Source organism: Micromonospora sp. NBC_00617, from assembly GCF_045161355.1.
In the GTDB taxonomy this organism is placed as follows: Bacteria; Actinomycetota; Actinomycetes; order Mycobacteriales; family Micromonosporaceae; genus Micromonospora.
In genome coordinates this window covers 6,235,942-6,252,881 of the sequence record NZ_CP107751.1, presented here as the reverse complement: position 1 = coordinate 6,252,881, position 16,940 = coordinate 6,235,942, and the positions used below count along the sequence as shown (strand labels likewise).

18 protein-coding genes are annotated in these 16,940 nt (G+C 73.4%); 7 read left to right on the top strand and 11 right to left on the bottom strand.

Translation table 11 applies throughout. From position 1 onward, the window contains the following. Positions 1-92 precede the first annotated feature (92 nt). Positions 93-1,259, top strand: coding sequence for a homogentisate 1,2-dioxygenase (locus OG505_RS28950; RefSeq protein WP_405429198.1), 1,167 nt, complete (start codon positions 93-95; stop codon positions 1,257-1,259). 184 nt (positions 1,260-1,443) lie between these two features. Here the strand turns inward: OG505_RS28950 and OG505_RS28945 are convergent, their stop codons facing one another. Genes OG505_RS28945 through OG505_RS28930 form a run of 4 tightly spaced genes read right to left on the bottom strand, consistent with a single transcriptional unit; the run spans position 1,444 to position 4,219 of the window. Beyond that, positions 1,444-2,472 (bottom strand): tetratricopeptide repeat protein, encoded by a 1,029-nt coding sequence (locus OG505_RS28945; RefSeq protein WP_405429197.1) that lies wholly within the window; start codon positions 2,470-2,472, stop codon positions 1,444-1,446. A 10-nt stretch (positions 2,473-2,482) separates the two neighbouring features. After that, positions 2,483-2,965, bottom strand: a complete 483-nt coding sequence (gene ispF / locus OG505_RS28940) for a 2-C-methyl-D-erythritol 2,4-cyclodiphosphate synthase (RefSeq protein WP_405429196.1) — start codon at positions 2,963-2,965, stop codon at positions 2,483-2,485. Positions 2,966-2,981: 16 nt separating this feature from the next. Then, entirely contained in the window at positions 2,982-3,677 is a 696-nt protein-coding gene (ispD, locus tag OG505_RS28935; protein ID WP_405429195.1) for a 2-C-methyl-D-erythritol 4-phosphate cytidylyltransferase, read from the bottom strand. A gap of 56 nt (positions 3,678-3,733) precedes the next feature. Beyond that, complete coding sequence (locus OG505_RS28930) at positions 3,734-4,219, bottom strand: CarD family transcriptional regulator (protein WP_007073334.1); 486 nt, start codon at positions 4,217-4,219, stop codon at positions 3,734-3,736. Positions 4,220-4,547: 328 nt separating this feature from the next. Here OG505_RS28930 and OG505_RS28925 point away from each other — a divergent pair, with 328 nt between their 5' ends. Next, the gene (locus OG505_RS28925) at positions 4,548-5,231 is read left to right on the top strand and encodes a hypothetical protein (RefSeq protein ID WP_405429194.1); all 684 of its coding nucleotides are present in this window, start codon (positions 4,548-4,550) and stop codon (positions 5,229-5,231) included. A 9-nt stretch (positions 5,232-5,240) separates the two neighbouring features. Here the strand turns inward: OG505_RS28925 and OG505_RS28920 are convergent, their stop codons facing one another. The 4 genes from OG505_RS28920 to OG505_RS28905 form a co-directional block, all read right to left on the bottom strand. Further along, positions 5,241-5,873: a hypothetical protein gene (locus OG505_RS28920; RefSeq protein ID WP_405429193.1), complete on the bottom strand. Its 633-nt coding sequence runs from the start codon at positions 5,871-5,873 to the stop codon at positions 5,241-5,243. A 32-nt stretch (positions 5,874-5,905) separates the two neighbouring features. Further along, on the bottom strand, positions 5,906-6,955 hold the full coding sequence (locus OG505_RS28915; protein ID WP_405429192.1) for a type III polyketide synthase: 1,050 nt from the start codon (positions 6,953-6,955) through the stop codon (positions 5,906-5,908). 94 nt (positions 6,956-7,049) lie between these two features. Next, complete coding sequence (locus tag OG505_RS28910; RefSeq protein WP_405429191.1) at positions 7,050-8,216, bottom strand: acyl-CoA dehydrogenase family protein; 1,167 nt, start codon at positions 8,214-8,216, stop codon at positions 7,050-7,052. A gap of 41 nt (positions 8,217-8,257) precedes the next feature. Then, positions 8,258-9,031: a class I SAM-dependent methyltransferase gene (locus OG505_RS28905; protein ID WP_405429190.1), complete on the bottom strand. Its 774-nt coding sequence runs from the start codon at positions 9,029-9,031 to the stop codon at positions 8,258-8,260. Between the two features lie 46 nt (positions 9,032-9,077). Here OG505_RS28905 and OG505_RS28900 point away from each other — a divergent pair, with 46 nt between their 5' ends. The 4 genes from OG505_RS28900 to disA all read left to right on the top strand — a co-directional run bounded on the left by OG505_RS28900 (position 9,078) and on the right by disA (position 13,673). After that, positions 9,078-9,917, top strand: a complete 840-nt coding sequence (locus OG505_RS28900; protein ID WP_405429189.1) for a UbiA family prenyltransferase — start codon at positions 9,078-9,080, stop codon at positions 9,915-9,917. Positions 9,918-10,056: 139 nt separating this feature from the next. Beyond that, positions 10,057-10,815, top strand: a complete 759-nt coding sequence (locus OG505_RS28895) for a hypothetical protein (protein WP_405429188.1) — start codon at positions 10,057-10,059, stop codon at positions 10,813-10,815. An 87-nt stretch (positions 10,816-10,902) separates the two neighbouring features. Continuing rightward, on the top strand, positions 10,903-12,360 hold the full coding sequence (gene radA / locus OG505_RS28890; protein ID WP_405429187.1) for a DNA repair protein RadA: 1,458 nt from the start codon (positions 10,903-10,905) through the stop codon (positions 12,358-12,360). A gap of 131 nt (positions 12,361-12,491) precedes the next feature. After that, positions 12,492-13,673: a DNA integrity scanning diadenylate cyclase DisA gene (disA, locus tag OG505_RS28885; RefSeq protein WP_007466050.1), complete on the top strand. Its 1,182-nt coding sequence runs from the start codon at positions 12,492-12,494 to the stop codon at positions 13,671-13,673. 6 nt (positions 13,674-13,679) lie between these two features. On the opposite strand, the gene OG505_RS28880 is transcribed toward disA, so the two are convergent. The 3 genes from OG505_RS28880 to OG505_RS28870 form a co-directional block, all read right to left on the bottom strand. Further along, a complete protein-coding gene (locus OG505_RS28880) occupies positions 13,680-14,429 on the bottom strand; it encodes a hypothetical protein (protein WP_405429186.1) in 750 nt (249 codons plus the stop codon). Positions 14,430-14,547: 118 nt separating this feature from the next. Continuing rightward, positions 14,548-15,144: a peptide deformylase gene (locus OG505_RS28875; protein ID WP_405429185.1), complete on the bottom strand. Its 597-nt coding sequence runs from the start codon at positions 15,142-15,144 to the stop codon at positions 14,548-14,550. Further along, entirely contained in the window at positions 15,141-15,653 is a 513-nt protein-coding gene (locus OG505_RS28870) for a glycine cleavage system protein R (RefSeq protein ID WP_405429184.1), read from the bottom strand. Before OG505_RS28870 ends, OG505_RS28875 begins: the two co-directional genes overlap by 4 nt. A gap of 96 nt (positions 15,654-15,749) precedes the next feature. Here OG505_RS28870 and OG505_RS28865 point away from each other — a divergent pair, with 96 nt between their 5' ends. After that, positions 15,750-16,661, top strand: coding sequence for an A/G-specific adenine glycosylase (locus OG505_RS28865; protein ID WP_405429183.1), 912 nt, complete (start codon positions 15,750-15,752; stop codon positions 16,659-16,661). Positions 16,662-16,940 lie beyond the last annotated feature (279 nt).

Below are 16,940 nucleotides of genomic sequence, written 5' to 3'. Positions count from 1 at the left end.
AACAAGAATGTACGGGACGCTACAAGGAACGGACAACAGCGTCCGATTATCGGACGCCTTCGGCCGGTGAACGGGATATATCGGGAGGCGACATGCCGTACTACCGCAGCGTCGGCGAGGTGCCGCGCAAGCGCCACACCCAGTTCCGCCAGCCCGATGGCAGCCTCTACGCCGAGGAGCTGATGGGTCAGGAGGGCTTCTCCTCCGACTCGTCCCTGCTCTACCACCGGCACGCCCCCACGGCGATCCTGGCCGCCGACGAGTTCACCCCGCCGACGTACACCCGGGCGCCGAACCTGCCGCTCAAGCCGCGCCACCTGCGCACCCACAAGCTCGACGCGGGCGGCGCCGACCCGATCCTCGGCCGGCAGTACCTGCTCGCCAACGACGACGTCCGCATCGGGTACGTCCTCGCCGACCGGCCCTCCCCGCTGTTCCGCGACGCCACCGGTGACCACTGCCTCTACGTCGAGGCGGGCAGCCTGCGGGTCGAGTCGCCGTTCGGCGCGCTGGACGCGGTCGCCGGCGACTACGTCGTCATCCCCACCTCGACCATCCACCGGCTGGTGCCCACCGGCGACCAGCCCGTTCGGCTGCTCACCGTCGAGGCGGCCGGGCACATCGGCCCGCCCAAGCGCTACCTCTCCGTCCGCGGCCAGTTCCTGGAGCACTCGCCGTACTGCGAGCGCGACGTCCGCGGCCCGGACGCCCCGCTGCTCGTCGACGGCGAGGAGGTCGAGGTGCTGGTCCGCCACCGTCGTGGCTGGACCCGCTACGTGTACGCCAACCATCCGTTCGACGTCGTCGGCTGGGACGGACACCTCTACCCGTGGGCGTTCTCCATCCACGACTTCGAGCCGATCACCGGCCGCATCCACCAGCCCCCGCCCGTGCACCAGACCTTCCAGGGCCCCAACTTCGTCATCTGCTCGTTCGTGCCCCGCAAGGTCGACTACCACCCGCAGTCGATCCCGGTGCCGTACAACCACCACAACGTCGACTCCGACGAGATGCTCTTCTACACCGGCGGGAACTACGAGGCCCGACGCGGCTCCGGCATCGAGCAGGGCTCCATCTCACTGCACCCGTCCGGCTTCACCCACGGCCCCCAGCCGGGCGCCGCCGAACGCTCCATCGGCGCGGACCACTTCGACGAGTTGGCCGTCATGGTGGACACCTTCCGGCCCCTCGAGCTGTGCGACGCGGCGCGCGCCTGCGAGGACGAGGGGTACGCCTGGACGTGGGCGCGTTCTGTTTAGTCGCTGTTGTGGGTTTTCGCCGGAGCCCGCCCGCTCTGGGCGGTCAGGCTTGATCCCGACGCGGGCGGGCTCCGGCGAAAACCTGACGTGGGCGAGCTGAACGACGCTGGTGATCTTTTCGGGGTTACGCCCTGCGTCGGGTTGCGCCGTGCGGCGGATTGCGCCCTGCGTTGAGGTGCCTGGGTCAGCGGAAGGTTGTTCTGGTGAAGATGGCGAACTCGGCTATCGCGGTGACGACGATCGCCAGCACCAGCGGCCACGGCGAGCCGACCACCGCGTACACGAGCAGCAGCACCGGCGCGGCGGCCACCGCGTAGATCGCCAGGGCCATCGTGCGGTCCGCGTGCAGCATGGCGGGCAGGACAGTCCGGGTGAGCCCCGGCAGCCGCGCCGCGAGCTGCCAGACCACGACGCCGCCGGTGAGGGCGGCGAGCACCGCCAGGACACGGGAGAACCCGTCGCTCGTCGACGCCGCGAACGCCACCACCACCGCGGCGACCAGTGACCAGCCCGCGCCGTAGAGCACCAGGCGGTGCAGGCCGTACGCGAGGGTCCGCGGGGAGTCGACCCGGCTCGGGCCGATCGTCACCGCTTCTGCCACGTGCGCCAACGCCTCGGACCAGCGGCGCTGCTCCAGGTGCAGGACACCGACGTCGTGCCCGACCTCGGTGAGCCGCGGATCGAGTCGTAGCGCCTCCCGGTAGGCCCGCTCGGCCAGGTCGAACAGCTCCAGCCGGGCCGCGACCAGGCTGAGCACCAGGTGCGCCTGCGCCTCCTGCGGGGCCAGCTCAACCCCCCGCCAGGCCGCGTTCAGCGCCGGCTGCCCGTTGCGCGAGTCGGCCAGGATCGCCGCCGCGCTGCGCTGGGCGTACGCGTCGGTCGGCCCGAGCGCCAGCAGCCGGTCGGCGGTGACCGCCGCGTCGGCGTAGCGCCCCAGGTCGACCAGTGCCATGGCCCGGACGACGAGCGCCGGCAGGGCCTCCGGTGCGGCGGCCACGGCCGCGTCGGCGACGGCGAGCGCGTCGACCGGCCGGTCGGCGACGAGATGCACCCGGGCCAGCATGGTGAGAGCCTGCGAATCTGCGGGCTTGAGCGCGAGCCCTTCGGTCAGCTCGCCGGCCGCCTCGTCGTGGCGTCCCAGCTCGGCGAGGAGCTGGGCGCGTTCGAGATAGCCGTCGCCGGCGAACTGGTCGGGGGCGGGTTCGGTGGACATCGCGGCGAGCCTAGGCGGCCGACGCGTCGTACACCAGGGCCACCGCGATGCCCGCCAGACCTTCCTCACGGCCGGCGAAACCGAGCCCGTCGGTGGTCGCGGCGGAGACGGTGACCGGGGCGCCGACGGCGTCGGAGAGCACCTGCTGGGCCTCGTCCCGACGGCGGCCGATCTTGGGACGGTCGCCGACGATCTGGACCGAGACGTTGCCGATCTCCAGGCCGGCGGCCCGCACCCGGCGGGCCGTCTCGGCCAGCAGCGCCACGCCGGACGCCCCGGCCCACTCCGGCTGGTCCACCCCGAAGGCGGCGCCGAGATCACCGAGGCCGGCGGCGGAGAGCAGCGCGTTGCAGGCGGCGTGGGCGGCGACATCGGCGTCCGAGTGCCCGGCGAGACCGTCCTGGTCGGGCCAGAGCAGGCCGGCCACCCAGCAGGGCCGGCCCGGCTCGAACGCGTGCACATCGGTGCCGATGGCCACCCGAGGAACGATCATGAACAGAGGTTACGCGTCAGCCGTCGGCGGCGAGCAGATGCTCCGCCAACGCCAGGTCGAACGGACGGGTGATTTTCAGGGCATACTCCGAGCCGGGCACGCAGCTCACCGCGATGCCCTGCTTCTCGACCAGGCCGGCGTCGTCGGTGAGCGGGTCGCCGGCCGCGGCGTGCGCGGCGGTCAGGACGGACCGGCGGAAGCCCTGCGGGGTCTGCACCGCCCGGAGGGCGGCCCGGTCGACGGTGCCCAGCACGACCTCGTCGGCGCCGACCTCCTTGATGGTGTCGACGACCGGCAGGACGGGAATCACCGCGGCCCGGCCACCCCGGACCGCGGCGGCGACCGATTCGACCAACTCGGGCGGGGTCAACGCACGGGCGGCATCGTGCACCAGGATGATCGTCGGGCCGGCCGGCACCGCTGCCAGCGCGGCGGCGACCGAAGCCTGCCGTTCGGCGCCACCCGGCACCACGATCACCGGCGCCACCGGTGCCAGCAGCTCACGGACGCCCACCACCTCCGCGGCGGGCGCGGCCACCACGATCGTGTGCACCGATGCCGCGGCGGCGAGCCGGCGCACGGCGTGCACCAGCAGCGGCTCGCCAGCGAGCAGGCGCAGCGCCTTGGGTCGGCCGGGACCGAGCCGTACGCCGGCACCCGCCGCAGGCACAAGGACCGCGACGTCACCGCGCGGATTGAGCTGCGCGGTCACGTCGCGGTCCTCGGTGGTTTCTTCGCTACGAAGTGGGTACGACGATGCTGTGCGGACTAGGCCTCGGTGAGGACCTTGTCGAGCAGCGTCTCCGCCTCGTCCTTGGTGCTCTTCTCAGCCAGCGCGACCTCGCCGACGAGAATGTCGCGGGCCTTGGCCAGCATCCGCTTCTCGCCTGCGGAGAGGCCCCGCTCCCGCTCCCGGCGCCACAGGTCACGCACGACCTCGGCGACCTTCAGCGGATTGCCGGAGGCCAGCTTTTCCAGGTTGGCCTTGTAACGCCGCGACCAGTTGGTCGGCTCCTCGGTGTGCGGAGCCCGGAGAACGTCGAAGACCTTACCGAGGCCCTCTTCGCCGACCACCTCACGGACGCCCACGATCTCGGCGTTCTCGGCCGGCACCCGGACCGTCAGGTCACCCTGCGCGACCCTCAGGACGAGATATTGCTTGGGCTCGCCCTTGATGACCCGAGTCTCGATTGCCTCGATGAGTGCGGCCCCGTGGTGGGGGTAAACAACGGTCTCGCCGACACTGAAAACCATAGGTTCGAAACCCCTTTCGCTGTGTCTAGGGTAACACGCTCAGGCAACGATGTCTCACCGATGTCCTGACCGTTGGCGCAGCTCAGGGGCCCTGTGAGAGGTCTTTCTTCAGCTTGACAGGCGGTCAAACCGATGGTTCGAACACGCTCCGTAACGCACGGATGACTTCCCGATACGGGTGAACAGAACGTCGAGATCAAGGGCTATGCGCTCCTCCCATGGTATCCCGCCCGGCGGAAACGCGCCCAGATGTAGCGGGAGGTGCCCCCGGTGCGGGACGCTGGAGTCCGAGTCACACGCCGCTCTCGAGACGCTTCCTGGGGGTCCGATGGGCAAGCCGGACGCAGAGGGCCACGGGCCACCCGACGGCCTGCCCGACCTGCCACCCGAGTGGGGCCGCGTCGTCGTCCCCGACGACGCCTCGGCCCTGGCGAGCGAGGCCGCCGAGGTGCGCCGCCAGCTGCGCCGGGCGGTCGGCCGGCACACCGGGCACCGCGCCCTCACCCTGCCGCTGCTGGTCCTGCTGGTGGCGATGCTCACCACCCTGGCCGGCCTGGTCGCCGTGACCTGGCCGCGCGTCGGCCGGGGCACCGACCGACCCACCCCGACGCCCTCCACGCCACCCGTGGCGCTCACCGGTCAGGCCCTGCCCGCGCTGGACCTGGTCGATGCCGGGCAGGTGCCGGTGCCGCTGCGCGGCCTGCTGCCCGCCATGATCATCCTCGTGGACGACTGCGGCTGCCCGGACGTCGTCACCGAGGCCGTTGCGGCGGCGCCCGCCGGCGTCACCGTCGTCACCGTGACCGAAGGACGAGCTGTCGCGACCGCACCGCCGGTCAACGGCGTCCGGGCGCTGGCCGATCCCGCTGGTGGACTGCGCTCGTTCCTCGGGCCCGGCCCCGGCGCCGCGAACGCGCTGCTGGTCGACCGCACCGGCGTGGTGACCCGGGTGCTGCCGGACCCGGGGGCGGTCGACGCGTACCAGGACGACCTGAGCGCCCTGGCCCGCTGAGCGGTCGTCCTACGACGGGGGCAGCGCGACGAGCTGCGCCTCGACGTCGATGGGCTCGTCACCGACTGCCGACAGGGACACCCGGAACGGCCCGCCGGTGGGCAGCACCTCAGCGGAGGCCAGCGTGCCGTCGCAGTCGATGCGCGGCGGGCCGGCGATCTCGGCCCCGGTGCTCGTCACCGCCAGCGTGCCCGGCCGGGTGCACCGGTACTGCAGCAGATAGCGGGAACCGTCGCCGGACGCCTGACGCGTGAGAGCCTGGCCCGGGGCGAGCTCCCGCTGCTCCCGCCAGACCGTGGCTCGGAACGAGGGCAGGTCGCTCCCGGGAGCGAGCACGCCCTGATCGTCGCCGAGGTCGACGACAGCGCCCGTCTCCGGATCGACAAGCGAGGACCCGCCCTCCACCCGGACGGCCTCGCCCGTGTCGGGATCCACCCGCACCGTCACCCGTCCCTCGGGCACGCCACGGGCCAGGACACGCTCCAACTCGGTGCTGACGCTCGGCTCGGCGCTCGGTACGCCCACCGGCCCGGCCATCGGCGTGGGCGCGGCGGCACGCCACCACCAGCCGCCGACCGCCAGCGCGGCCAGGGTCACCCCGGCCAGCACCACCGACCGCAGCCGGTCGTCCGCCGCATCCACCTGGTGAGCGTACCGCTCGAATCGCGGGGCGCTCAGTCCTGTCGATCGAGCAGGGCAGCGTACAGGGTGAGGCCCGGACCGAACGCCAGCATGACGACCCGTCGGGGCGCCGAAGCCGAACGACCTAACCGGTCCAGGATCAGCAGGACCGTCGGCGACGAGCAGTTGCCATGCTCGTCGAGCGTCGCCCGGGACGCGCCCAGCGCCTCCGGCGGCAGGGCCAGCTCCCGCTCCACCACGTTGAGAATGCGGGGCCCACCCGGATGCACCGCCCAGCCGTCCACGTCGGAGCTGACGCCGCCGTGCCGCGCCAACAGGCCGTCCACCAGCCCACGAACGTGCCGGGAGAGGACCTGGGGCACCTTCGGCGACAGCCCCATCCGGAACCCCGCGTCGGTGACGTCCCAGGTCATGTGGTCGGCGGTCGAGGTGTCGGTGACCGACGTGACCTCGCGCAACGCGTACCCCCGACCGCCGGGCACCAGCACGGCGGCGACCGCCGCGTCCGAGAAGAGCGCGTGCGACACGATCTGCTGGGTGTCCACCCGGGCGGTGGACGGCTGGATGTGCAGGCTGGTCAACTCCGCGCAGAGCAGCAGCGCCGGCCGGCCCCGGGCGGTCACGAAGTCACTCGCCGCGCCCAACCCCGGAAGCGCCGCGTAGCAGCCCATGTGACCCACGAACATCCGCTGCGTGTCCGGCGCCATGCCCAGGTCGCGGGCGAGCAGGATGTCCAGCCCCGGGGTGGCGTACCCGGTGCAGGAGCAGACGATGAACAGCCCGATGTCGCTGGCGTCCAGACCGGCCGCCGTCAGCGCACGCCCCACCGCCTCCTTGCCGAGCGGCAGCGCCTCCACCTGGTACCGACGCATCCGGCGCTCGGTCGGCCAGTCCGAGACGTCCTCGAGCAGCGGGTTGACCGCGGCCTGCCGTCGGGTCACGCCCGAGTTCGCGAAGATCCGCTGGGCCAACGACCGGGTGGTGCCGGTGAAGTGCCGGGAGAAGAAGCCCTCCCACAACTCGTCCTGGGAAGCGGACGGCGGCTGCGCTGTCCCGAGCCCCGCGATCACTGGTACGGACACGATCCCCACCTCTCGTCTGACGCTGTCCTCCCCCTGGCCGTCCCACCGGCCACCTCGGCCGGCACCTCCCCCGTACGTGTAACGCCGCGCGGGCTCACCAACGCGGTGCCGATCCGTCGCGGTCCGGGTCCCCGCCCAGAGCGGCGATGCCCAGCCAGTCGGCGCAGACGTCCGAGGTGGCCGGGTGCAGTGAGCCGCACCGGGCGTCCCGGTAGAGCCGCTCCAACGGGTGACCGCGCCGGGTCGCCGACGTCCCCGCCGCCTCCAGCATCGACGCCGCCACCTCGGCTGCCGTGGTGCCGGCCAGCAGCTTCGCCCGCCACACCCAGCGGTTGGTCTCCGCGTCCCCCGGGCTGTCGTCCACCCGGCGGGCCGCCTCGGCCACCACCAGTTGGGCCGCCGCGGTCGCCGCGTCCGCCCGGCCCAGCCGCGCCCGCACCGCCGGCAGGCCGGCCAGGTTGCGGGCGTTGAGATGCTCGGCCGCCGCGTCGATCGCCGCCCGGGCCACCCCCACGTAGACGGCCGCGTAACTCGCCACCAGCCAGTGCGGCATCAGCTGGGCGACCACCAGCGCCAGCCCCTCCACCCCGCCGAGCAGCCGGTCGGTCGGCACGGTGACGTCCAGGTGCAGGTCGTGCGACGACGTGGCGCGCATGCCGAGGGCGTCCCAGGTCGGCTCGACGCTCAGACCGTCACCGGCCGGCACCAGGAACTGCGACACCATTGACTGGTCGGCGGAGCTGCGCGCGGCCACCAGGTAACCGTCGGCGTGCCCCGCACCGGAGCAGAACGTCTTGCTGCCCTTGAGGTGCCACCCCTCGTCGGTCGGCTCGTAGACCGTGCTCAACTGGGAGAGTCGCGCACCGGCGCCGCGCTCGCTCATCGCGACGGCATACCAGGAGCCCTGTGCGGCGGCGGTGAGCAGTCGGTCGCGGGCGGCCAGCGCCTCGTCCGGCACACCCAGAGCCTCGGCCAACTCCTCGGTGACCGCGCCCAGCGCGCCCGTCACCGAGGCGTGCATGTTGAACACCAGCGCGGTCGCGCCGTTGCCCCGGGCAAGTTCGGTGGCCACCGCGGCGTACTCGGCGAAGCTGGCGCCCAGGCCACCCAGCGCGCGGGGCACCATCAGCCCGAACAGGCCGGCCTCCCGCAGGTCACGGAAGTCGTCGACCGGAAAGGAGCCGTCCCGGTCGTGCGCCGCCGCCCGCGCGGCGAACCGCGGCGCCAACCGGCGGGCCGCCTCAAGCGCGTACACCGTCATATCGCTCCCTTCACGGCGTCCCATACCCCGCCACGAGCCGACTATCCTCTGCGGACCCCCTGGCCCTGGTACAGCACAGCGGTCGACCGGGTCGGCACGATGCGCGGGGCACTGCCCGTCGACGTCGCGCCCGGCGTCCGCGCCGCGCGCGCCCGGCGCACCAGCCAGGCGACCAGACCGCCGACCTGCGGACGGATGCCGCGCAGGCGCAGCTCGACACCGTGCCGGGCACACTCGGCCACCAGAGCGCGAGCGTCCACGAACAACCGTGGATCGTGGATGCCACGCGGCACCGTCGGCAGCCGCTCGGCGATCCGTACCGCGACCAGCCGGGCCAGCGCCGTGTCGTTGAGCGTGTCCAGCACCAGCAGGCCGCCCGGGCGCAGCAGCCGGCACGCCTCCGCCACCGCGCGCGGCCAGTCCGGTACATGTTCCAGCAGCTCACCGGCGGAGACCACGTCGGCGCACCCGTCGGGCAGCGGCACCGCGGTGACATCACCCTGGACCACCCGCACCCCGTGCCCGGCGGCCTGGACCAGCGCCGAGCGGGTCAGGTCGACACCGACGTGCCGGTATCCCTTACCGGCGAGGTGCGGCGCGAGCAGCCCGGCGCCGCAACCCAGATCGACCAGGACCGCGTCCGGGCGGGTCGCCGGCGGCACGAGCGCCGCGCGGGCCTCGGCCAGCCAGTGCAGCATCGCGAACGCGCCATCGGGCCGCCACCACTCGCCGGCCAGGTCGTCGTACTGGCGCGGGTCGTTGCGCGGCAGCACCCGGGGACCGGTGGACGCCGCGGCCGCAGCCACGTCTCGCATGGCACCGAGCGTGGCACGACTGCTCGGTAACGACCAGACTTCCCTTATGTCGTCGAGGGTGTTAGGGCTGGTCAGAGCGAGCCATCCGGAACCGGCCGCCGCAGTGACCACGGTGTCCGGTCTGCTCGCCTGGGGAGTGGGGCACCGGCCGTCGGGAATCGTCTCGGTGGTGCTCGCCGTACTCGCCAGCCAGCTCGCCGTCGGCTGGACCAACGACGCGTTGGACGCCGAGCGGGACGCCACTGTGGGGCGTACCGACAAGCCGGTCGCCGCCGGCGCGGTGGGCCGGCGCGTCACGGCCTGGGCCGCGGCGGCGGCCGCGCTGGCCTGCCCGCTGCTGGCGTTGACCACGAGCCCTCCGGCGGCGCTCTGGCTGACGGTCGCCCTCGTCTCCGCGCTGCTCTACGACTGGCCGCTCAAGGCCACCGTCTTCTCGGTGGTGCCGTACGCCGTGTCCTTCGGCGCGCTGCCCGGCTTCGTGGTGCTGGCGCTGCCCGGCGAGCCGACCCCGCCGGTCTGGCTGCTGGCGGCGGCGGCCTGCCTGGGGGCCGGCGCGCACTTCGCCAACGTGCTGCCCGACCTGGCCGACGACGCCCGGACGGGGGTACGCGGCCTGCCGCACCGCCTCGGCGCGGCGGGCAGCCGGGCTGCCGCGGCGGGCCTGCTCCTCGCCGCGACAGCGATCCTGGTCCTGGGGCCGCCCGGGCCGCCGTCGGCCCTCGGGCTGGCGGCGGTCGGCACGGCCGCCGTCGTGCCGCCACTGAGCTGGTACGCCGGACGCTCGGCGGCCCGGGCGGGCCGGCGGCCGGTCGCCGCCTTCCGGGCGGTCATGCTGGTGGCCCTCATCGACGTCGTTCTGCTGGTGGCGAGTGGTCGGGTGGTGTGAGGGGCACCCCGGAAGGTGGCATTGCCGGGTCCCCGTGCGGGCCTCGATCAGCTCCAACTACCCTGGAGCGCGGTCTGCGCGGGTATGGCCACCATGCCCGGCGTGCGGCCGGGTGGGGATCGTAACGAGGAGGACCGACGTGACGCGCTCGATCAGGGGATCCCGGCGGGCGGCCCTGCTGCTGTCCGGGATGGCGGCGGCTACCAGCCTGCTCGCGTCCGGATGCGGCGCCGGCCAGGTCGCCGAGACGGCTTTGAAGGAGCCGTCGGTCCAGGGCGTCAGCCTCACGACCCCCAACGGCGCCTACTCGGTGCGTGGTCTGCTGGTCACCTACCCGGGCACCGAGGGTTACCGGGCCGGCCAGGACGCCCCGCTCAATGCCGTGATCTACAACGATTCGAAGAGCACCGTGACGGTCACCGTCACCACCCAGAGCGCGCGCGAGGTGTTGGTCTCGGGTGGCTCGGCGAGTCCGACGCCGTCGGCCTCCGAGTCGGCGTCCGCCACTCCGTCGACCTCCGCGTCCGGCTCGGCCAGCCCGTCGGCGACCCCGTCCGAGACCGGTTCGTCGTCGGCGACGCCGTCCGCCCCGGAGTCGGCGCGGGCGTCTGGTTCGGCGAGCGCGGCCGCGCCGGGCCAGCCCGCCCGGATCGAGCTGGCTCCGCTGAGCTACCTCCAGCTCGACTCGGAGGCCACCACGCAGCTGCGGCTGGTCGGCCTGACCGAGGCGCTGCGCTCCGGCCAGAACGTCGTCGTGACCTTCGACTTCGGCAACGGCAACACGGTCACCGGCCATGCGCCGATCGCCGTCCCGCTCACCCCGGCCGCGCCCGCCTCGCCGATCATCGAGCGTGAGGGCGGCTACGAGGGCGACGAGGGCGGCACCAGCCACGGCTGACCCCGACCCCGACATCGACGAACACCCCGGCGTGGGAACCACCACGCCGGGGTGTTTTCGTCGTACGAGAGGGCTAGCGTCCCTGTTGTGACCACCTCCCGAACGACCTCTGGCCGTGGCGGCACGGCCGGTGCCGCCCGCGGCCGGTCCGCCACCCGCGAACCGCGTCCGGCGTACGAGTGCGACGCCTGCGGGCACCAGCCGCCCAAGTGGGTGGGTCGCTGCCCGGAGTGCGGCGAGTGGGGCTCGGTGGTCGAGTCCACGGTGACCGGCCCGACCGTCTCCGGTCGGGTGGTGAGCTCACGGCTGCCGGCCGAGCCGGCTCGGCCGATCGCCACCATCAGCGCCGCTCCGGCCCGCGCCCGGCCCACCGGCGTGAGTGAGCTCGACCGGGTGCTCGGCGGTGGGCTGGTGCCCGGGGCGGTGGTGCTGCTCGCCGGCGAGCCCGGCGTGGGCAAGTCGACCCTGCTGCTCGACGTGGCGCAGCAGTGGGCGGTGGGCGCCGGCAGCCCTTCCCTGGTGGTCAGCGGGGAAGAGTCGGTCAGCCAGGTCCGGCTGCGTGCCGAGCGGATGGGCACCCTGCACGACCAGCTCTATCTGGCGGCCGAGAGCGACCTGGCCTCGGTGCTCGGGCACCTCGACGCGGTCAAGCCCGGCCTGCTGGTGCTCGACTCGGTGCAGACCATCTCGACCACCGGCACCGAGGGCGTGCCCGGTGGCGTCACGCAGGTGCGCGCGGTCACGGCCGCGCTGGTCTCGGTCGCCAAGGAACGGGGCATCGCCACCGTGCTGGTCGGCCACGTCACCAAGGACGGCCAGGTGGCCGGGCCCCGGGTGCTGGAGCACCTGGTCGACGTGGTGCTGCACTTCGAGGGCGACAAGCACTCCTCGCTGCGGCTGGTGCGCGGCGTCAAGAACCGGTTCGGCGCGGCAGACGAGGTCGGCTGCTTCGAGATGCACGAGGGCGGCATCAGCAGCCTGGCCGATCCGTCCGGGCTGTTCCTCACCCGCTACTCGGAACCCGTGCCCGGCACCTGCGTGACCGTGGCCATGGAGGGGCGGCGGGCCCTCGTCACCGAGGTGCAGGCCCTGATCGGCGCGACGGTTGCCGGCTCACCCCGTCGTACGGTCTCCGGCCTCGACTCCGCGCGCCTGGCCATGGTGCTCGCGGTCCTGCAACGGCGTACCGAGCGGTTGACCCTGCACGACCGCGAGGTCTTCGCGGCCACCGTGGGTGGCATCCGGGTGGTGGAGCCGGCGGCCGACCTGGCCGTCGCGCTGGCGGTCGCCTCCGGCGGGCTCAACCTGGCCATCGCGCCGCACCTCGTGGCGATCGGCGAGGTGGGGTTGACCGGCGAGGTGCGCCGGGTCGGAGCGGTGCCGCGCCGGCTGGCCGAGGCGGCCCGCCTGGGGTTCAAGGTGGCGCTGGTCCCGCCGGGCTGTGGCCCGGCCAGCACGGGCGCCGGGCCCGACGGGATGCGGGTGACCGAGGTCACTGATGTCCGCTCTGCGCTCCACCATGCGGCCCGCGCGTCCGCCGAGTGACCCAGCGTGTCGACGCGAACGGCGATACCGGACAGCATCGGCGCAAGTGGAAACGGTTCGAAGGGCCGCATCGTGACACATCACAGTAACCACGACAGCACCCACCGCACGGCAGTCCGTAGACTGTGCCCGTGCCGATCGACCGCGATACCACCAAGCCTGCCGGAGCGCCGCCCCAGGCCCGCACCGGCGCCGTGGGCTCGCCAGCCCGCCCGATCAGCGTGAGCGTGACCGCCGCTGCCGGGAGCGCCGGCGATCCGCTGCGGGCGAACCTCGCCCTGATGGCACCCGGCACCGCGCTGCGGGACGGGTTGGAGCGCATCCTGCGGGGGCGCACCGGCGCGCTCATCGTGCTCGGCTACGACAAGGTCGTCGAGGGTCTCTGCACCGGCGGCTTCCCGCTGGACGTCGAGTTCTCCGCGACCCGGGTGCGGGAGCTGTGCAAGATGGACGGGGCCGTGGTGCTCTCCAGCGACGGCACCCGCATCGTCCGGGCGGCCGTGCACCTGATGCCCGACCCGTCCATCCCGACGGAGGAGTCGGGCACCCGGCACCGCACCGCCGAGCGGGTCGCCCGGCAGACCGGCTACCCGGTGATCTCGGTCAGCCAGTCGATGCGGATCATCAGCCTCTACGTCAACGGCCAGCGGCACGTGCTGGACGACTCGGCGGCGATCCTGTCCCGGGCCAACCAGGCGCTGGCCACCCTCGAGCGGTACAAGCTGCGCCTGGACGAGGTTTCCGGCACGCTCTCCGCGCTCGAGATCGAGGATCTGGTCACCGTGCGGGACGCGGTGGCCGTGGTGCAGCGGCTGGAAATGGTCCGCCGGATCGCCGACGAGATCGCCGGTTACGTCGTCGAGCTGGGCACCGACGGGCGACTGCTCGCCCTCCAGCTCGACGAGCTGATGGCCGGCGTCGACGCCGACCGCACGCTGGTCATCCGGGACTACCTCCCGGTCGGCCGCAAGTCCCGCACGCTGGACGAGGCGCTGGTCGAGCTGGACCTGCTCGGCGCCACCGAGCTGATCGACCTGGTGTCGGTCGCCAAGGCCATCGGCTACCCGGCCGCATCGGACGCGCTGGACGCCGCCGTCAGCCCGCGTGGCTTCCGACTGCTGGCCAAGGTGCCGCGTCTGCCGGTGGCCGTGGTCGACCGCCTGGTGCTGCACTTCGGCAGCCTTCAGCGGCTGCTGGGCGCGACCGTGGAAGACCTGCAGGCCGTCGAGGGCGTGGGCGACGCCCGTGCCCGGGGCGTCCGGGAGGGCCTGTCCCGGCTCGCCGAGGCGTCCATCCTGGAGCGGTACGTCTGATCCGGCTCAGCCGGTGATGGTGATCTTCACGGGTGCGCTGTACTTGGTGCCGACCCGCGCGAACACCTGGTACGTCCCGGCCGGCGGGAAGGGGCCGGCGGCCAGCCCAGCGCCATCGCAGCGGGTGGTGTCCCGCCCGTTCCAGCCCACCCGGTAGGAGCGCTCGAACCCGGGCGTGAAGGACTGCACATCCGAGCCCTGGACCTTGCCGCAGGTGTCCGAGGACCACACCTTCTCGGCACCGGCCTTGATGAAGATCTCCTGAAGGTCGGCGCCGACGTTGCGGCTGCACGTCCGATCCGAGGTGTTCTTGATCTTCAGTTGCAGGTCGACCACCGCGCCGCGCTGGACCGAGGTGGGCCGCGCCACCGAGGTCACGCTGATCTCCGCGTCGGTGCAGGTGCCGTCGTCGACCGACCCGGCGGCCGAGCCCGGCGGCGGGTCGTTGCTGGTGGTCTCGGAGCTCGGGTCCGTGGCGTTCGGATCGGCCGACCCGTCCGGGGCATTCGACCCGGCGGGCGCGGACGCCGACGGCGCCCCGGTCTGCGGGCTCAACAGCGGACCGCCCGGCCCGGGACTCGCCGTGGACGTCGGAGTCGACGTCGAGCCCGCCCCCGCATTCGGTCTACCGCCGGAGCGGCTCGACCCGGTGCAGGAGTAGAGCAGGACAATCAGGAAGAGAAGCCCCGCTCCGAGTACGACGGCGCGACGCCGCCAGTACACGGCGGGTGGCAGGGGGCCGACCGTCAGACGCATGATGCCCCCCACCGTAGCCGCGCGACGCCCACCAGCCCGTCACGACGCGCCGGAGCGTCACCGGGCCACCGTGACCAATCTCCACAGAGGACGGACGCGCCGACGTTTCGCCCCCCGCTCAGAGGTAGACCTTGCGCTGGTAGACGGCGTGCGCCCCGGCCACCCGATCCAGGAAGAGCAGCCCCGCGCAGTGGTCGATCTCGTGCTGCAACGCCCGCGCCTCGAAGCCGTCCGTCACCAACCGGACCGCCGCGCCGGTGCCCGGCAGGTCACCCTCCACCACCAGCCGACTGGCCCGCTTCACATCCCCGGTCAGGTCCGGCACCGACATGCACCCCTCCCGACCCGGCTTCCAGCGGGTCGCCTCGACCACCCTGGCGTTGCAGAGCACGAAGGTGCCGTGCACGGTGACCGCCTTCGGATGCCCGGTCACGTCGACGGCGAAGACCCGGGCAGCCACACCGACCTGCGGCGCCGCCAACCCCACGCAGCCCGGCGACACCCGCATCGTGGCGACCAGGTCGGCGGCCAGCCGGACCGTCTCCTCCGCCGTCGGATCGACATCGTCCCCGGCCCGGCTCAACACCGGATGCGGGGCCGAGAGGACGGCCCGCACCTCGCCCGCCACGGCCAGCGACTCCGGCGTCCAGTCCCCCAGACCGGCGTACGCCTCGACGTCCCGGCCGGCGTCCGGCCCGCTCCGCCCGTCGCTCACAGCAGATCCGGGTCTGCCGGCCGAAGGGTGACCTCGACCCCCAACTCGGCGGCCGTCCGGTGCAGCCGTCCCGTCACCGCCTCGGCCACCCCCGCCGGCAACTCGACCTCGGCCAACACCACGTAGAGCGAACCCGCCAACCGGGTGCTCAGGTCGGTCACGTTCCCGCCGGCGTCCACCAGCACCCGGGTCATCGCAGCGACGATGCCCATCCGATCCGACCCGTGCACCGCCAGCACGTACGGCTCGCCGGCCGGGGCCACCTCACCGTCGGGCGTGACCGCGCGGACGGTCGCCAACAGCTGCCCCTCGGCGGCCAGCGGCGCCAGCGCCGCCTCCACCCCGGCGGCGTCCGGCCCGGTGCAGATGAGGGTCATCGCGAAATGCCCCCGCAGTCGGGTCATCGTGCTGTCGGTGAGGTTCGCGCCCAGTTGGGCCAGCACCTCGGCGACGTCAGCCACGATGCCCGGCCGGTCCCGACCGATGACGGTGATCGCGAGCTCGCTCATCCGCGCATTCTGCCCGATCCGCCCATCGCCACCGCGACACCCCGCCCGAGCCGCCCACCCAGCGGGACCGGACCGCGTGACATCATCGACGGCGCCATGACTCAACCCGATTTCGCCACCCTGGTCAGCCGGTGGTTCCAGCAGCACGCCCGTGACCTGCCGTGGCGGGAACCCGGGGTCAGCCCGTGGGCCATCCTGGTCAGCGAGGTCATGCTCCAGCAGACCCCGGTCGTCCGCGTGGTGCCGGCCTGGCACGCCTGGCTGGCCCGCTGGCCCGACCCGGTCACGCTGGCGGCCGACACCCCGGCCGAGGCGATCCGCATGTGGGGGCGCCTCGGCTATCCCCGCCGGGCCGTCCGATTGCGGGAGTGCGCGGTCGCGATCGTGGACCGGCACGGCGGTCAGGTGCCGGACCGGCTGGAGCAGTTGCTGGCGCTGCCCGGCGTGGGCACCTACACGGCGCGTGCGGTGGCCGCCTTCGCGTACGGGCAGCGGCATCCGGTGGTCGACACCAACGTACGGCGGGTGGTCTGTCGCGCCGTGGCCGGTGAACCGGACGCCGGACCGGTCACCCGACCCGCCGACCTGGTCGCCACCGAGGAGCTGTTGCCGGCGGAGCCCGCCGCCGCGGCGCTGGCCAGCGCCGCGTTCATGGAGCTGGGAGCGGTGCTTTGCACGGCCCGGTCACCACGCTGCACGGCCTGCCCGGTCGAGTCGGTCTGCGCCTGGCGGGCCTCCGGGCAGGAGCTGGCAACCGGCCCGACCCGCCGCCCCCAGCGGTACGCGGGCACCGACCGGCAGGTACGCGGACTGCTGCTCGGGGTGCTCCGGGAGACCACCGGGCCGGTCCCGCACCAGCGCCTCGACCAGGTCTGGACCGACGACGTGCAGCGCGCCCGGGCGTTGGCCGGCCTCGTACAGGATGGGCTGGTGGAACCGGTCGGCACCGACTCGTTCCGGCTCGCCGGCGACGGCCCGTCCCTGCCCACCACCACCCTGACCCCCTGACCTCGCCCGACCCGCCCGGCCTCCCAGCCCGCCGGCCGCCGCCCATAGCCGGCCTGCGCCGACGCCAAGATCGCGCTCGATCCTCGATGTAGTGGTGTCGGGTACGCCGGATACCACTACAACCAGGATGTTGCGCGATCTTGTCGGCGCGAAGCCGCCGGTGACGCCGCAGCAGTGCTGGCGGCGCGTGCTGCGGCGCGTGCTGGCGGCGCGTGCTGGCGGCGCGTGCTGGCGGCGCGTGCGGCCGACCCGGGGCCACGGGAGTGTCGTGCGGTGGGA

What these genes read in the sequence shown, in the direction of transcription:
- OG505_RS28950 (WP_405429198.1), top strand. Translation starts at nt 93, where the DNA reads ATGCCGTACTACCGCAGCGTCGGCGAGGTGCCGCGCAAGCGCCACACC.
- OG505_RS28945 (WP_405429197.1), bottom strand. Translation starts at nt 2,472, where the DNA reads ATGTCCACCGAACCCGCCCCCGACCAGTTCGCCGGCGACGGCTATCTC.
- ispF (WP_405429196.1), bottom strand. Translation starts at nt 2,965, where the DNA reads ATGATCGTTCCTCGGGTGGCCATCGGCACCGATGTGCACGCGTTCGAG.
- OG505_RS28930 (WP_007073334.1), bottom strand. Translation starts at nt 4,219, where the DNA reads ATGGTTTTCAGTGTCGGCGAGACCGTTGTTTACCCCCACCACGGGGCC.
- OG505_RS28925 (WP_405429194.1), top strand. Translation starts at nt 4,548, where the DNA reads ATGGGCAAGCCGGACGCAGAGGGCCACGGGCCACCCGACGGCCTGCCC.
- OG505_RS28910 (WP_405429191.1), bottom strand. Translation starts at nt 8,216, where the DNA reads ATGACGGTGTACGCGCTTGAGGCGGCCCGCCGGTTGGCGCCGCGGTTC.
- OG505_RS28905 (WP_405429190.1), bottom strand. Translation starts at nt 9,031, where the DNA reads ATGCGAGACGTGGCTGCGGCCGCGGCGTCCACCGGTCCCCGGGTGCTG.
- OG505_RS28900 (WP_405429189.1), top strand. Translation starts at nt 9,078, where the DNA reads ATGTCGTCGAGGGTGTTAGGGCTGGTCAGAGCGAGCCATCCGGAACCG.
- OG505_RS28880 (WP_405429186.1), bottom strand. Translation starts at nt 14,429, where the DNA reads ATGCGTCTGACGGTCGGCCCCCTGCCACCCGCCGTGTACTGGCGGCGT.
- OG505_RS28870 (WP_405429184.1), bottom strand. Translation starts at nt 15,653, where the DNA reads ATGAGCGAGCTCGCGATCACCGTCATCGGTCGGGACCGGCCGGGCATC.
- OG505_RS28865 (WP_405429183.1), top strand. Translation starts at nt 15,750, where the DNA reads ATGACTCAACCCGATTTCGCCACCCTGGTCAGCCGGTGGTTCCAGCAG.